This window comes from Glaciimonas sp. PCH181 (assembly GCF_003056055.1).
Classification (GTDB): Bacteria; Pseudomonadota; Gammaproteobacteria; order Burkholderiales; family Burkholderiaceae_D; genus Glaciimonas.
In genome coordinates, this window is the sequence record NZ_PYFP01000003.1 from 319,675 (window position 1) to 335,952 (window position 16,278).

Sequence of the window (16,278 nt, forward strand, 5' to 3'; positions counted from 1 at the left end):
TTTACTTAATCAGCGATCCCTGCTTTTTGGAAATAGCATTCGCCACCACCAACGCCGTCATATTCACCACCCGCCGCACGGTCGCGGAAGGCGTCAGAATATGCACGGCTGCGGCGGCACCCAGCAATACCGGGCCGACAGTCACACCCTGACCGCCAGTCATCTTCAAGACATTGAAAAGAATATTCGCAGAATCCAGATTCGGCATAATCAGCACGTTGGCGTTACCGGTCAACGTTGATTTTGGCAAGTATTGCGCCCGGATATCGGCGCTTAAAGCCGCATCGCCGTGCATCTCGCCATCTGACTCAACATCCGGCATGCGCTTGGCAAATAAGCCGCTTGCTGCGCGCATTTTTTTAGCCGATGGGCGCGTGCTGGACCCAAACATCGAATGCGACAGAAAGGCAACCTTCGGTGGCACACCAAAGCGCCGCACTTCCTCAACCGCCATCGCCGCAATATCGGCCAACTGCTCAGCGCCAGGATCATCGTTGACAAACGTATCGGCGATAAACAGCGTGTGTTGATCCAGTACCAGACCGTTTATAGTCGCAAAGCCTTGCGCGCCTTCACGCAAGCCAATGACGTCACGGACATGTTCAAGATGACTATCGAAACGTCCCACCAGACCGCACAACATACCGTCTGCGTCTCCCAATTTCACCAGCATTGCCGCGATGATCGTATTTGAACGACGCAAGATCGACTTTGCCATTTCCGGCGTGACGCCATCACGTGCTTTGATCTCGTGATAAGCCTCCCAATATTGGCGGAAGCGTGCATCGTCCTCAGGATTGACCAGCTCAAAATCTTGCCCGGCTTTTAACCGCAAACCAGCACGCTCAATCCGCGCCTCAATCACCGCTGGACGGCCGATCAAAATAGGCCGGACCAACTTTTCTTCCAACGCAATTTGCACCGCCCGCAATACGCGCTCATCTTCGCCTTCGGCATAGACAATTCGCTGTGGATCGGAACGTGCAGCCTCAAATACAGGCCGCATGAACATACCGGTATGACTGACAAAGCGCGTCAATGATTGGCGATACGCTTCCATGTCTTTGATCGGCCGGGTGGCTACGCCCGACTCTTCCGCAGCGCGCGCTACCGCTGGCGCGATGCGCAGAATCAAACGCGAATCAAATGGCTTAGGAATAATATATTCAGGACCAAAACGCAGTTCCTGCCCGGCGTAGGCGGTTGCAACTTCTTCGCTAATTTCGGCTTTTGCCAGATCGGCAATCTCGCGCACGCAAGCAATTTTCATCGCTTCGGTAATCCGGGTTGCACCGCAATCCAACGCGCCGCGGAAAATATACGGGAAGCATAAAACGTTGTTCACCTGGTTTGGATAATCCGAACGACCGGTGGCGATAATGCAATCAGGACGGGCTTCCAGCGCCAGTTCAGGACGGATTTCCGGCTCGGGATTTGCCAGCGCCAAAATGATCGGCTGGGTGCCCATCGACTTGACCATTTCCGGCGTTAAGACACCCGCAGCGGAACAGCCAAGAAACACGTCAGCGCCTTTGATCGCGTCGGCCAACGTACGTGCATCGGTTTTTTGAATATAACGCTGCTTGGATTCATCCAGCTTGTCTTCACGCGCATCGTGAATCACGCCACGCGAATCGCAGACGAACATATTCTCGCGTTTTACGCCCAGCTCAACCATCAAATCCAGACAGGCGATGGCAGCCGCGCCAGCACCGGAAGCAACTAGTTTGATATCACCAATGGCCTTCTTGACCAACTCTAAACCGTTCAACAATGCCGCAGCCGAAATAATCGCCGTACCGTGCTGATCGTCATGGAAGACCGGAATATTCATCCGTTCGCGTAGTTTCTTTTCGATATAAAAACATTCCGGCGCTTTAATATCTTCCAGATTAATCCCGCCCAAAGTCGGTTCCAGTGCGGCGATCATATCAACCAATTTATCTGGATCGCGTTCGGCCAACTCGATATCAAATACGTCAATACCGGCAAACGTCTGGAACAAGCAGCCTTTACCTTCCATCACCGGCTTACTTGCCAGCGGACCGATATCGCCCAATCCCAGCACAGCAGTACCGTTGGTAATCACGCCCACCAGATTTGCGCGGGAGGTAAAGTCAACTGCCAAATCAGGGTTTTCTTCAATTGCCAGGCAAGCGTAAGCAACACCGGGCGAATACGCCAAGGACAAATCGCGCTGATTGGATAAGGGCTTGGTTGGTACAACTTTAATCTTGCCGCGCGTCGGGCTGCGGTGGTATTCAAGCGCGGCTTCGCGCAATGCTTGTTCGGCGGGGGACAAATTATCTTTGCTCATGATGGGTCTCCAGAATTTCTAAATGAGTTTCTCAATGCTATGCAAATCTACGCGGAGAGTATCGATCAGTCGCCGGCAATAAAGGTAGCGGTAATTGATGCGTAAAACGAAGCAAATTAGTCAGATTGATAAGAGTTAGCGGGATGCGGTAAAAAATAAAGTGGTAAATAATCGGGGTAAGAAAACTGCCGCTAAAAACAAAAAAGCCTGCAAATTTGCAGGCCTTGTATAAAAGCATGCCTTGTGGACATGCTGCATATTAACAAAAATATCGCGCGTCTGCGGGCAGAACAAGCACCTGCACGCTGACCGCTGAAATGTTCTATTTTATTGATTTAAAGCAACTTCTTGCGACTGCTGTAACAGGGAGGTTTCATAACTCCAGCGCGTCCAGCAAGCCGATACGCCCAGCCGGGCAGCGTTGCTTCTGATCTTCGGTTTGTGAATCGCCACTTTGATTTCTTCCAGCATCGGATAATCGCGGAAAGATAAGCTGGCGATCTCAAACGCCAGCGTTTCCAGCAAGCGGGTATGCGGTTTTTGCTGCATGAACGTGGTTAGCAAAGTGCAATATTTGTCATAGTCGATGATCGATCCGGCTTCGGCATCTGCACCATTCAATTGTCCCCCGCTATTTTTACCCGGCCGATACGACATCTCGATATCCAGTTCCACCGGCTGCGGCTGCAAATGCTCATGCGGATGCAAGCCCACAAATGTTGTCGATGTCAGGCCTTCGATGAAAATTTGCCAACGTACGCCACTGCCGACGCTATTGCCAATATGCTCATTTTTCATCGGATTGACTCCCCCAGATATTCCTCTGCCGCATCGGCCAGAATCCGACCGAAATAATCGGCAAAACTGCGGCGGATAATCACTTCGACGTCGCCATTAGCAAGCGACCGTAATACCACGCCGGTCTTAAAATAATGACTTTGCGCACATTGCCCGGGCGTGAAAACCTTGGGATGAAAATCCAGTGGACAGCCTTTTTTCAGCACAGCGCGAACTTTTTGACCCGACATCACCAGCGTAGTATTGCCGCTGCTGACATCTACCACCGCCACAAACTGACCAGTCAGCAATTGTCGCAGCGCCGCATCTACCACCGGCACACGCGGCTGCGTCGATTGGATCAGCCACTCATTCGGCGCCAGCCAGTAAATGACGTAATCATCACTTTCCGAGACCGTATTCGGTATAAGCGGTAATGCGGCACCGGTTGCGCTCTTGATGGCCGCCAAAAAAACATCCGACGCAGCATCGCCCTTAACATTAATCATTTCCAGAAAAGGCCGTTCGCGCACATGAAATGCCTGATGCGCGCCAGACGAAAGCGGCGCCATCACCACTGCGGCGCTTGCTAGCGGCGATTCCATTATCACGCCACCTAAAAGGCTGGTGGTTGTCGATGGCGACATAAAAACCTTAGCATCATTCAACATGTTGACGGACTCCTTCGACATCATAAAAAACCAGACTATTAATCTTGGCGTTGGTATAACCACCCGACGCTGTGGGAATGGACACGCTTTCGCCCATCTTGCTCAAGCCGCCTTTGACCAGCGCAAACGCAATCGAGCGCTGCAAAATCGGACTGAAATAACTAGATGTAACGTGGCCGATCATCTTGGCTAGCGCTTCGTCGGCTGGCTTCGGGGCCGCCAGAATCTGGCCGCCTTCCGGCAATACAAACGTCGGATCATCAGTCAATAAACCGACCAATTGCTTGCGTCCCTCCTTCGCCGTATCCGACCGCGTCAACGAGCGCTTGCCGAGGAAATCCTTGGACTTTGCACACAAGCCGCCCATACCCAGATCGAACGGTGTAACCGAACCATCAGTATCCTGACCAACGATGATGTAGCCCTTTTCTGCACGCAAGACGTGCATGGTTTCGGTACCGTAGGGCGTGATATCGAACTCCTTACCGGCCGCGATAATCGCATCCCAAATTGCGCGCCCCATATTCGCAGGAACGTTCACTTCGTACGACAATTCGCCCGAAAAGCTGATCCGCATAATCCGGGTAAATACATCCTGAATAGTGCCTTCGCGGAACGACATAAATGGGAACGCGGCATTCGAGAAATCAATGTCCTTGCAGACCTTTTGCAGCACCTGCCGCCCCTTTGGTCCCACCACGGCGAAGGTGGCGAAATGGTCGGTGACGGAGGTCAAATTAACTTTTAAGTTTGGCCATTCAGTTTGCAGCCAGCGCTCCATCCAATCCAGCACACGCGCCGCGCCGCCAGTGGTGGTGCTCATCAGAAAATGTTCGTCGGCCAGACGCACTGTGACGCCATCGTCGAACACCATACCGTTCTCATCCAGCATCAAGCCATAGCGGCATTTACCCACTTCTAACTTGTTCCAGGGATTGGTATACATCCAGTTCAGCAACGTCACCGCATCTGGCCCTTGCACGTCGATTTTCCCCAACGTAGACGCATCGAGTATCCCCACGCTATTGCGCGCCGATAAACATTCGCGGGCGACTGCGGCGTGTAAATCCTCGTTACCGCGTGGGTAATACCACGGGCGTTTCCAGTTGCCGACATCTTCAAACAACGCGCCCTTTTCTTCGTGCCAGGTATGGATGCAGGTCTTGCGTATCGGCGTCAGAAAATCGCCTAACTCACGGCCTGCGATAGTACCGAATGTTACCGGCGTATAGTTCGGCCGGAAAGTCGTGGTGCCAGTCTCGGGGATCGTCTTGCCCAGCACTTCCGCCAGAATCGCCATGCCGTTAATATTGCCCAGCTTGCCCTGATCAGTGCCAAAACCCAGCGCAGTGTAGCGCTTGACATGCTCGACCGAGTGATAACCTTCACGCGCTGCCAGATAGATATCCGCTGCCGAAACATCATTTTGATAATCGACAAATTGCTTCGGCCCGCGACCGACCAATTTACGGTCGCCCACCAACCAAAGCGGCAAAATCGCGGCTTCGGCGATATCGGCGACTTTCCAGCCTGGCACCGTAGCCGATACAAAACCTAAGGAATTGACTGCGTGTTGTGCTGCCAGCGCACCATCGCGCAATGCACCGCCGAGTCTGAAATCGCCATTTGCAGCACCAACGCTGGTTTCCTTTTGCATTGCTGAACCCGGCACAAAACAAGCCTTTGCTTTATCCCATTGTGCTTTACCGCCGGATTGCGCAAACAGGTGTAATACCGGATTCCAACCGCCCGACATGCCGATCAGATCACAAGAAAAAGTATTAATAGTCGGACCGGGAACGCCATCAACGTGCGACGCGACCTCGACCGATTTAACATGACGGCCGCCTTTGGCAGACACTACTACCGCATTACTCACAATAGTGATGCCCTGCCGTTTTGCCAGCGCTGGCAAACTACTATTATTTGCAGCGCGAGGATCGACGATCATGACTTGCGCCCCGGCGTTTTTCAAATCCAGCGCAGCCTGATAACCATCATCATTATTCGTAAAAATGATCGCGTTGCGGCCTGGCAATACGCCAAACCGATGGATATAAGTCGATACCGCCGATGCCAGCATAATGCCCGGCAAATCGTTGTTACCAAAGACAATAGGACGCTCGTGTGCGCCCGTCGCCAGAATGACGTGTTTAGCGCGGACTTTCCAGAGACGCTCACGCCATTTTCCGCGTGACACCAAAGGCAAGTGCTCAGTCAGCCGTTCTGCCACCGTTAACAAATTGTGATCCTGATAGCCAAATACCGTGCTCCGCGTCAATATCGTGACCTCTGGCATATTGCGTAATTCTGCGGCGATATGCGCTGCCCAGACGGTCGCAGGTTTGCCATCGATAATCGCCGGCCCGGACAACAAACTGCCGCCCAACTCAGCCTGATCATCGACCAATATCACGCGGGCGCCGGACTTGCCCGCCACCCACGCTGCAGCCAATCCAGCAGGGCCGCCACCGGCAATCAATACGTCGCAATGAGCGTAGGTTTTTTCGTAACGGTCAGGGTCGAGTTCGGTTGGCGCTTTGCCTAAACCGGCGGCGGCACGGATTACCTCTTCATACTTGCCCCACCAACTACGCGGCCATTTGAAGGTTTTGTAATAAAATCCCGCCGGAATAAAGCGTGCAATTAATTGATTGACCGCGAGCCGGTCATTCTCAATATTCGGCTTGGCGTTGACGCTGGTGGCGGTCAAATCCTGATACAGCTCTAGTTCGGTCGCGCGTGCATTCGGCACGGTATGCGCGCCGGTTTCCAATTGCACCAACGCATTCGGTTCTTCTACGCCAGCCGTGACGATGCCACGTGGACGATGGTATTTCCAGCTACGCGCCACAAAATGGACGCCGTTTGCCAGCAACGCCGATGCCAGCGTATCGCCTTGAAAGCCTTGATAGACTTTGCCATTAAAGGTAAATGTCAGCGGTCGGTGACGATTAATCCGGCCGCCCTCTGTCAGACGGTGGCTTTGCAGGGACTCTTTTAAATTTGTGCTCATGTTGTGCTCCCTTTTTCGTCACCAAACTTGCTATAGCCAAGAAATTCATAGCTGACCGTATCCCGCTCAGCCATAAACCAGCGGCGGCAACCTTGATTGTGATGCCATTGTTCGCGATGCACGCCGCGTGGGTTTTTGCGCATGAACAGGTAATCGCCCCACTCTTCATCGGTGAGTTTTTCAGTCTCTAGCGGGCGCGCGATATCAGCTTCGCCACCGCAGTGAAATTCACTTTCTGCACGTGGCCCGCACCAGGGGCAGGTAATCAATAACATGGTATTTCTCCGGAATCAGTCTTGCAATTGAGATCAGATAAGCATTGTCGAATTAGTGCGCAACCGCTGCAGCGCCATGCTCGTCAATCAAGTGACCGGTATAGAACCGGTCCAGCGAAAACGGCGCATTCAACGGATGCGGGCTGTCGTGCGCGATCGTGTGCGCAAAGACCCAGCCCGAGCCCGGCGTTGCCTTAAAGCCGCCCGTCCCCCAACCGCAGTTAAAGTACAAACCCTTCACATCGGTCTTCGAAATAATCGGGCAAGCATCCGGCGACACATCCACAATCCCGCCCCACTGCCGGTTCATCCGTACCCGGCTGAGCACCGGAAACATTTCCACAATCGCCTGCAAAGTCCCCTCGATAGTTTGGTAGCTGCCGCGTTGGCCATAGCCGGTATATTGATCAACACCCGCACCGATCACCAGATCGCCTTTATCGGATTGACTTAAATACGCGTGGACCGCGTTAGACATCACGACGGTATCAATCACCGGTTTAATCGGCTCAGACACCAGTGCTTGCAATGGATGACTTTCCAGCGGCAACCGAATCCCGGCCATGCTGGCAATCAGGCTGGAACTGCCAGCCGCGACGACCGCTACTTTTTTAGCCTTGATAAAACCCTTGACCGTCTCAACGCCAGTTACGGCACCATTTTCGCGGCGGATGCCGGTGACACCACAATTCTGCAAAATATCCACGCCACGCGCATCTGCACCACGGGCATAGCCCCAGGCGACCGCATCATGACGGGCGACGCCGCCGCGCCGTTGGAAGGACGCGCCCAAGACTGGATAATGACTATTCAAATTGATAATCGGGACGATCTCTTTCACCTGCGCCGGGGTCAGCCATTCGGCATCGACGCCATTCAGGCGATTGGCGTTAATCCGGCGGTCGGTGTCGCGCACGTCTTGCAAGGTATGCGCCAGATTCATCACGCCGCGCTGACTAAACATCACGTTGTAATTCAAATCTTCCGACAATCCTTCCCATAGCTGCATCGCTTTTTCGTACAAACCAGCAGACTCATCCCATAGATAATTCGAGCGCACAATCGTCGTATTACGGGCGGTATTGCCGCCGCCTATCCAGCCTTTTTCGATCACAGCAATATTCCGCAAACCGTGTACCTTCGCCAGATAGTAGGCGGTCGCCAGACCATGCCCGCCGCCGCCGATAATGACGATGTCGTACTCGGTTTTTGGCTCAGGGCTTTTCCAGGCCCGCTGCCAGTTTTCATGGTAAGAAAGTCCATTACGGATCAGACTGAATATCGAATAATTGCGCATGATTTTCCTAAAGATGGACGGGCAATATTGGTAAGCCACAACGGTGGCCATGACATTGGGTGTAATGAATTTTGTGCTTTAATACAACCGCGGCGAATCAACATTCAATGACGTTCACAGCTAAACCACCACGCGATGTTTCTTTGTATTTAGTCTTCATATCGGCACCGGTTTGCATCATGGTTTTAATCACTTTATCCAGTGAGACATAATGTTTCCCGTTCCCACGCAGCGCCATGCGAGCGGCGTTAATCGCCTTTACCGCCCCCATCGCATTGCGTTCGATACATGGAATTTGCACCAGGCCGCCGACCGGATCGCAAGTCATCCCAAGGTTATGTTCCATGCCGATTTCAGCGGCGTTTTCGATCTGTTCCGTGGTCCCGCCCTGCACTGCCGCCAATGCACCGGCGGCCATTGAACAAGCCACGCCAACCTCGCCCTGACAGCCAACTTCCGCACCGGAAATTGAGGCGTTTTCTTTATAGATCAAACCAATCGCGGCGGCGGTCAATAAAAACGTCATCACGCCGTCAAGATTAGCGCCCGGCACAAACTTGATGTAGTACTGCAAGACCGCCGGGATCACACCCGCAGCGCCATTGGTCGGTGCGGTCACGATGCGGCCACCGGCGGCGTTTTCTTCGTTCACGGCCATCGCATACAGATTGACCCAATCCAGCATCGACAACGGATCGTTCAGCGATTCTTCAGAGCGATTCCGCAGCTGCTGCGTCAGCTCATGGGCGCGGCGTTTGACCCGCATCGGCCCCGGCAATTCGCCGTCGGTCGCACAACCGCGTTTGATGGTCGTCGCCATTACATCCCAAATACCCAGCAACTTTGCCCGGACTTCTTCGGCAGTGCGCCAATGCTTTTCGTTTTCCAGCATCAATTGCGCGATGCTCAGACCGCTATCGGCACTGACGCGTAACAAATCGTCACCGCAATGAAATGGATATGGCACGTCAACCGCGTCGGTCAGCCCTTGGGCAGGTGCGCCATTCACACGCAAGCCTTCATGACTGACGACAAAGCCGCCACCAACTGAGTAATATTCTTTCTGCGCCAGCAATCCACCGTTGGCATCCATCGCCAGAAAACGCATGCCGTTCGGATGCTGCGGCAATGATTCTCTGCGGAAAAATAGTAGATGTTCTTTTTCGTTCAATGCAACGGCATGAGTTCCATTGAGCAATGTTTGTTTGCTGCGACGAATTTCCATCAGTCTCGGCTCGACAAAATCGGGATCGATCTGATCTGGCAAATATCCTTCCAATCCCAGCAATACCGCCTTATCCGTGCCATGCCCTTTGCCGGTCGCGCCTAACGAGCCATATAACTCCGCCCGCACAGAATGGACGTTGCCCAGTAATCCTGCTTCCTGCAAATAGCGCGCAAAACGTGCCGCCGCAATCATCGGACCGACCGTATGCGAACTAGAAGGACCGATACCTACTTTAAAAAGATCAAATGTACTGAGGCTCATTGTGTGCTTTACAGAAAGAGAAAAACGCCGGAACGCGCATCACGACTTCCGTCGCGCCGATAGAGGATGACCGCTATTTATCTGTGCGCTGCTGCGTGACCTCATTCTTGATCTAAGAGAGCTGCAACTATTTTCCATAAATGACGGGCGCTTGTATTTTTCCGACAGCTTGTCGCTTTTGCGGTGATTGCGGCCTTGAGTAAGCAAGAACCTGCAAACAGACTCTGCGCAGTATTCATTGCTAAAAAATAATGTAATGCGGAGCCAATTAACAAGAAATGCAACGTTCAAAAAATGATCATTTACAGAAATATCACTCAGATAATTTACCTGCCCTCGCATACTATGCCATCTCTGCGTGGCCCTCTGACCCATCATGGCGTCGCCCCTCTCCACCGATTTACACGATCAGCATCCAAGCTAAGGAACGACGAAGATGAACCGTATCTCCCAAAAATCCGATTTTGGCCGTAGCTACCGTCCACAACCGCTCAGTAAACCAGTCGGGGATATCAGGAAAGATGCCCGGTTCTCAAACAACTATGCAAGCAGTCGATCCTGTTCACTCCGGCTTCGAGAGAGCCGACCCGACCTTTGTATGCGGAACAACAGGCGCACGACTAACCATGTCAGTTTGTTGCCGTTGTTTCCCCTGCTTCTGCTGAGCGCTGTCGCGGCGAGCACACAGGAGGAGGCGACAAAAAACAATCACGCACTTGCTCTTACATTTAATGGTGCGCACAATATTGCGCCGCCACTATCGATGAATACAGCAGACCGGGAAAATCATCATTCACCCTTGCCGCGCTCAGGCAATCAGGTGGATAAATCTCGCCATAGCGCAGCGATAGTCCTGCCGCAAAAGTCCACCGAAGTGATCAACCCGATTGTCGTTCCTAGCGCAACCCACTGTGCAGAACAACAACTTCTACCAAGCGAAGATCAGGCACCAGCGGAAAAAAACTTCTTCACGGATTTGACGCAGATGTTGCAGCATGCCCCGGCTGCCCCAACAATCCAGCAAGAACAAACCAGCGGATGTTTTCTGATGTCGGGTGTGCAAGCAGCGCAAAATACTGCCTTTTTGGGTAAATCCTGGAAAATAATTATCGATGGCAGAAGGGAACAAAGAAGAGTTGAAATAGAACGCCATCGATTAGAAAGAGCGTTTTATGCCCGTTTCACATTTAATCCATTTTCTGATACGTTCACAACATTCATAGATGAGGCGCTGGGAATTTTATTTGAAGATGCGGGCTTGGAAAAGAAAGATATCTACCAGGTGATCCATGGCGTATTTTTCGATGTGCGCAACGTCAACGCCCCCTATGCCCAGTTGCTCCCCACGCAAGAACACGGGACTAAATATACCAATAGCTGGAACATAAAAGAGATTGCGGCCGGATTACCCTTTTATTTGATTGCAGAAAAAGCTGGCCATATAACAGCCCATAACGCGGATATAAAATACGACTGGCCGGACAATATTCCACCGCACCTACAAAACTTGCTGACGAATGGTTGGCTGTGGCGCACGTTTACGAAATTTATGACGCTGCGTTTAGCCTCAGGGCCTATTTATGACGCTGCAAGAAGAGGGATTAAGGCAAGCCTGTCAGAGCAATTTTCGCGCACCTTCTCTAAGGTACCAGCGGATAGCGATACACAACTAAATGAATTTCTCAACAATTGCAGAGAAGTTAAATACAAGGGAATAACGGTGGCCGGCATGATCATGACGCCTCCGACCCAAAAGAATACCAACGGCGTTCTCTACTTTATGGATAGCGATCTGATGCCGGTCGTCGTCAAGGAGGCAACTTTCCGGCTGGATGACCCGCGTATCCGGGAAGCCGTCAAAAGGGGGTTACCGACAAAAACGGTAATTGAGAAAGGCGATCAATTATTTGCCAAACATTGGAGCAATCCGCCGTTACGAGACATGTGGCCCCCCTCTTTAGCATTCGCCAAACGAGATACCGCTGTCAATATCATATGGAATGCAGCCGTCCAAAAATTCGCCAACGATATGGATTTGGCGATTCTTTCCAATGCTGAAAAATGGACAATGCTCGGGCTGGGGATGGCTCAGACATTAATGAAAGCCATGCTGGTGATAGGCGCACCACAGGCAAATTCCCTGATCTTGTTTATCGCCGGAATAATGGTCACACTGCCCGATGCAGGAATGGCGCTGGTTGCCGATAACCCTATCGCAGCAGAAGAGTACCGAAGCAATTTTCTTATGGGATTAGCCATTGAAATAGTGGGGATGAGCTTCTTTTTAGGACATAAAACGATCATCCATAAGCAGGCAGCCAAGATCATCCACAGGTTTAAATCCACATCTGACGCAAAACAGGCTGAAGAGACCGCTCTGGCAGAATGGGCCACCAATTACAAAAACTTCATGAACCTGCCAGCCCATGAAAAATTTATTTATCTAGCCCAAAATGCCGTAGCAGAACCCGAGGGAGGTCTCGCCAAAAGACTGATGCATAAGGCGATGAGTTGGGATGTAGTCGGACGGCTGGAATATCGCGCCGGACTGATTACAAAAATGGAACTTGACGAATTGTCAGCAAATACAAACAAGCTGAATTTTTCTGCCTTTCTTGGTACCGCCCCGATCGTCATTAGCAGTCAGGCACAAATTATTGAACTTCCGCGAGGTTCCAGAATAGCGCTTATCAGCCAACAAAAAGAACTCAAACATACGTTGGTAAAGCTGGATCAAGGCGTCGTTGTCGGCTATAGAAATGAATTTATTGGCGCAGACCGGAACGCGATCGAAGCGTTCGACCTTGTCGATGCACTCAAGTTGGGTGCGGATGGTTGTGCACATATTGCAGGAGGTGAAGAGCAATTTATCATTATGGCAAAACCTGCGCCAGTGTGGACCTATGATGAAAAACATCCCCCCATGCATCTGGAAAAGCCGCACTACATCAATCGTTTCAACGGTGCCTTATGGGTAAGAATCATGACGACGAATGGTACGTCCGGTTCAGTCCAAAATCCGATGTCCTCAATACCGGATGATATTGCCACAGCCGAAATCGACTTTAATCCCGCAACCAATCAAACCCCGGATGATGATATCAATTTTGGCAGGATTGTTGAAACGCCCGACCTTCATTGTCAGGCCCGGTGCATAGAGGAAAAGATAGAAGGCACTCGCAGTGTTCTTTTGGCGAAAGTATTTAATTTATCTCTCGAAAGTGCCATTGCACTAAGAGATCACTTTGACAGCACCGTCAACAAGACGCTCACAAAAATAAGCTTATATAAGCCCGAAATCGAATGGGAAAATTTGTCGGTTGCTGCGCGGAAAATGATCGATGTAAAATTTAAACTGCGCGATGAGGGTCAGAATATTCCCCCGACTGAGAGACTTAAACTGGCCCACGAGTGTTACCTGCAGCCACCGGACCCAGCCACCTTTGATCGTATTTATTACGAGCTGCAAAAAAATTTGATGGCAGAGCGCACGCAAGACACGGCAACGCGCCACATCATGCGCACAAGTCCATCAACCATCTTACTAAAAGCTTTGCTGATCAACTCGCCGGAAAAAATTCGCGTCTTCCTCAGTAACTTTCAGTACCTTAATGGCACGGATGCGGTTGACACTACCATTAGTCATCTAACGCCGCCGATCATTAATAGCCTCTTGCCTTACTCCGTCCAACAGGCAACTATTTTCTTGCATGATTTCGAACTAAATACCCTGCTGTTTCCTGGCTGTTTCGATCAGGTAGCTTGGTCCTATGATCACCTGAAACAACAAGATGCCGGAATGCCCAACACCTACGATATTGAAAATAGCCTTGTACAAAAACGCGACACATTAATCCGGGCACTGGGCTTTGAACAAGCCAAGCCAAAACTGGTTTCTGCGGTGCTGCGCTCACTAAGGTTCAACGGCATGACACTTGCCGGTTCATATGGACTAAATTTACGGGACTTCGGCAGTCGCCCCGAGCTGCTGCAAGTGATCGGCATGAACGTTTTTAGCTACCGCGAAAAACACGCATTGCTAGAAGAAGTCCGCAGCCAGACCGGGTTTTCCCAACATTATCCCATCGGTACGCCAGAAGCTGCCGTGGATAAGATGCTGACCCTTTTTCCAGATGGAAAAGACTTGATAGCCGCCGCGCATGCCGGCGATGTCGACACGTTTTTTAATCAGCTCATTACGTTGCAGCTTGCATTGGAAAACGGCGTATCCCGAGCAGACCCGAAAAAACTGGAAATACTGTGGGACAGCTTACTGGCGCAGCGCCTCTCAGTTCCGGGACTGGCGACGTGGATGCAGCATTTGACGCAAACATATCCGGTGGCAACACTCGACCGCCTGATAGCGGCCTCGAATGGTTTGTACGATATTGCCAAGAACCAATCCAACCTTGCTGCGGACGCGCATCCCCCCATATCGCCAACGCTGCGTAGTTTTGCAAAAAGGCTAGTGCGTAGCGAGATACGTACGCAGGTATTGGGCGGAAGTTCACCAGCGAGCATAGCAGCATTAATGCACACGTTTCTGGAACGCTACCTGGGCGATACGCCTGCACCCACCTCCATTCAAGACTGGGCAGTATGGCTGACAATACGCGCAGCCAAACAGGTATACCCGGAAGCCACCTCCAACGGGCCGCCGCATCAAAAATACATTAATGCCGTGCGCGATTACGCGGTGGAATGGATGAGCACATCGGCAACAGCGATGCCGACATTACCGGAATTGTCAGCAACACCATCCACAAACATTACAGCGCGTTTTAACCGGCCTGAACAACGGTTGCTGGAAGATGACGGCGTATTAGCGCGCAGTAAGTTCCGCAATCTCAACATAACGCTGGGCAACGCCTCATTCAACGTTATCCGGATAGCCATCGAAGGCAGTGTGACTACCGCCTATAAAATGCATGGCGCGGACTACAACGACAATTTTTTAGCTGACCAGAATTTTCTTTTCGGACAGTTGCTGGCCAGAGACAGCTTCACTGGCGCATTCTATTCGAACAAATTTCCCAAGGGGTTACAGGGTGCGAAGTTAACCATCGGCGGGCGTCTGATAAGCGCGGCGCCTTCTCTAGCGTTGCTGTTGAAGATGAAGGATGATCTGACCGATTTTTCTAACCACAATGGCAGCGCAATCTTCGATAAAACTTTTAACGTCAGCGTAACCGATATCAACCTGCAACCGCACCCCGATCCGCGCGCGCTATTTACGTTCCTCTATGAAAATAGCTGGACTTATCGAGTGATTATAAATGCCGACAAGATGGATCGTGGAAAATGGACCATCATTTATGGACAAGCACCGCATCTGAAGGTCAGATCAAAACTACTTTGCATGCCCGTGATTGATCAACTTCCGCATCTGCGGCAAGATTTCGATATGACCGGGGCACCCCAGAAACCCTCTCCGGAACGGCTCTATTTGCAGCTCTGGCTAGACATATTTTTACGACAAAAAGAACCAGCGTATGCAGACGACTATACGCAAGGCCCGACGGTCATGCTAGCAAATATCATTCTGGATCAAGTCGGCTTGCTAACCTATGAACGCTGGTCTCACCACCAGCCTACCAGCCCGCCAGAACTGCGCGTGCGCCTTCACCAAGCCCGTTTAACAGCCTGGGAAAATCGGGTGTCGATGAAGGTCTTGGCGCAACTGGTGCCGCCGTCATTACGCTTAGCGGTTTTTTCATCAAACGCGGAGCAAAACATGACCGTCAAGCCCATGCTGGCGCGTATGGCAGAACTGCCACGGCCACCGTATTCTGAACCGTTATTCAGTACGATTAGCATCGCCGACGGAGAAATTAACCAGCAATACCGCGACAACTTTCTCAGAATTTTCAGTCAGCTATTTGAGAATAACGGTATGTGGGCGCAACTGATGACCAAATACGGCGATAGTATTTCAGCGGCCAATCCATGGCGACTAGTCTATGTGGACCGTCAAACAAGTCCCGATATCCTCGATCGCTTTGTCGCAAGTCATCGCGTTGATCAGCAGACCCGCACCGTGTATTTCACCGATCCGACGCTATCTCCATCCATGTATTTAACGACAAACGGCCCTGCGCCGCTATCCTTTATGCGGCTGGTCGTACAAATCGGTTTAGAAATGTTACTAGACGTACCGGTATTGAAGGGCGAGAACGCCTGCGAAAGCCGTGGCGAAATCGTCCCGTTCGTGGATTGGGTATTGAAGGAGGCGAACTATAAATCGCCGAGTGCGACCAGCGCGGCGATTACCGATCCGGCTGATCTGGTCGCAACCATGAACATGCAAAAAAATGTTCTGTCCGCTTGCCGCCGCACGCGTGACGAAAATGCCGCGCTGAGCGATCAACTTTAGGCGCATTACCGCTTCGCCACGGAATAACCGCGATCGTGCAAAAGCACCTTTGCAATCTCACTC

At 51.6% G+C, this 16,278-nt stretch carries 8 protein-coding genes; 1 reads left to right on the forward strand and 7 read right to left on the reverse strand.

Annotation, left to right across the window (positions count from 1 at the left end; all coding sequences use genetic code 11):
• Position 1 precedes the first annotated feature (1 nt).
• The 7 genes from C7W93_RS22135 to C7W93_RS22165 all read right to left on the reverse strand — a co-directional run bounded on the left by C7W93_RS22135 (position 2) and on the right by C7W93_RS22165 (position 9,842).
• On the reverse strand, positions 2–2,317 hold the full coding sequence (locus C7W93_RS22135) for an NADP-dependent malic enzyme (protein ID WP_108442496.1): 2,316 nt from the start codon (positions 2,315–2,317) through the stop codon (positions 2–4).
• A 327-nt stretch (positions 2,318–2,644) separates the two neighbouring features.
• Positions 2,645–3,115 (reverse strand): dihydroneopterin aldolase, encoded by a 471-nt coding sequence (locus C7W93_RS22140; RefSeq protein ID WP_108442497.1) that lies wholly within the window; start codon positions 3,113–3,115, stop codon positions 2,645–2,647.
• Positions 3,112–3,765 (reverse strand): sarcosine oxidase subunit gamma, encoded by a 654-nt coding sequence (locus C7W93_RS22145; RefSeq protein WP_225870001.1) that lies wholly within the window; start codon positions 3,763–3,765, stop codon positions 3,112–3,114. Before C7W93_RS22145 ends, C7W93_RS22140 begins: the two co-directional genes overlap by 4 nt.
• Entirely contained in the window at positions 3,755–6,781 is a 3,027-nt protein-coding gene (locus C7W93_RS22150; protein ID WP_108442499.1) for a sarcosine oxidase subunit alpha family protein, read from the reverse strand. The genes C7W93_RS22145 and C7W93_RS22150 overlap by 11 nt, the downstream gene beginning before the upstream one ends.
• On the reverse strand, positions 6,778–7,056 hold the full coding sequence (locus tag C7W93_RS22155) for a sarcosine oxidase subunit delta (RefSeq protein ID WP_108442500.1): 279 nt from the start codon (positions 7,054–7,056) through the stop codon (positions 6,778–6,780). Before C7W93_RS22155 ends, C7W93_RS22150 begins: the two co-directional genes overlap by 4 nt.
• 52 nt (positions 7,057–7,108) lie before the next feature.
• Entirely contained in the window at positions 7,109–8,353 is a 1,245-nt protein-coding gene (locus C7W93_RS22160; protein ID WP_108442501.1) for a sarcosine oxidase subunit beta family protein, read from the reverse strand.
• A 97-nt stretch (positions 8,354–8,450) separates the two neighbouring features.
• Positions 8,451–9,842: an L-serine ammonia-lyase gene (locus C7W93_RS22165; RefSeq protein WP_108442502.1), complete on the reverse strand. Its 1,392-nt coding sequence runs from the start codon at positions 9,840–9,842 to the stop codon at positions 8,451–8,453.
• A gap of 763 nt (positions 9,843–10,605) precedes the next feature.
• Here C7W93_RS22165 and C7W93_RS24700 point away from each other — a divergent pair.
• The gene (locus tag C7W93_RS24700; RefSeq protein ID WP_161539970.1) at positions 10,606–16,215 is read left to right on the forward strand and encodes a hypothetical protein; all 5,610 of its coding nucleotides are present in this window, start codon (positions 10,606–10,608) and stop codon (positions 16,213–16,215) included.
• Positions 16,216–16,278 lie beyond the last annotated feature (63 nt).

What these genes read in the sequence shown, in the direction of transcription:
- C7W93_RS22135 (WP_108442496.1), bottom strand. Translation starts at nt 2,317, where the DNA reads ATGAGCAAAGATAATTTGTCCCCCGCCGAACAAGCATTGCGCGAAGCC.
- C7W93_RS22140 (WP_108442497.1), bottom strand. Translation starts at nt 3,115, where the DNA reads ATGAAAAATGAGCATATTGGCAATAGCGTCGGCAGTGGCGTACGTTGG.
- C7W93_RS22145 (WP_225870001.1), bottom strand. Translation starts at nt 3,765, where the DNA reads ATGTTGAATGATGCTAAGGTTTTTATGTCGCCATCGACAACCACCAGC.
- C7W93_RS22150 (WP_108442499.1), bottom strand. Translation starts at nt 6,781, where the DNA reads ATGAGCACAAATTTAAAAGAGTCCCTGCAAAGCCACCGTCTGACAGAG.
- C7W93_RS22155 (WP_108442500.1), bottom strand. Translation starts at nt 7,056, where the DNA reads ATGTTATTGATTACCTGCCCCTGGTGCGGGCCACGTGCAGAAAGTGAA.
- C7W93_RS22160 (WP_108442501.1), bottom strand. Translation starts at nt 8,353, where the DNA reads ATGCGCAATTATTCGATATTCAGTCTGATCCGTAATGGACTTTCTTAC.
- C7W93_RS22165 (WP_108442502.1), bottom strand. Translation starts at nt 9,842, where the DNA reads ATGAGCCTCAGTACATTTGATCTTTTTAAAGTAGGTATCGGTCCTTCT.
- C7W93_RS24700 (WP_161539970.1), top strand. Translation starts at nt 10,606, where the DNA reads ATGAATACAGCAGACCGGGAAAATCATCATTCACCCTTGCCGCGCTCA.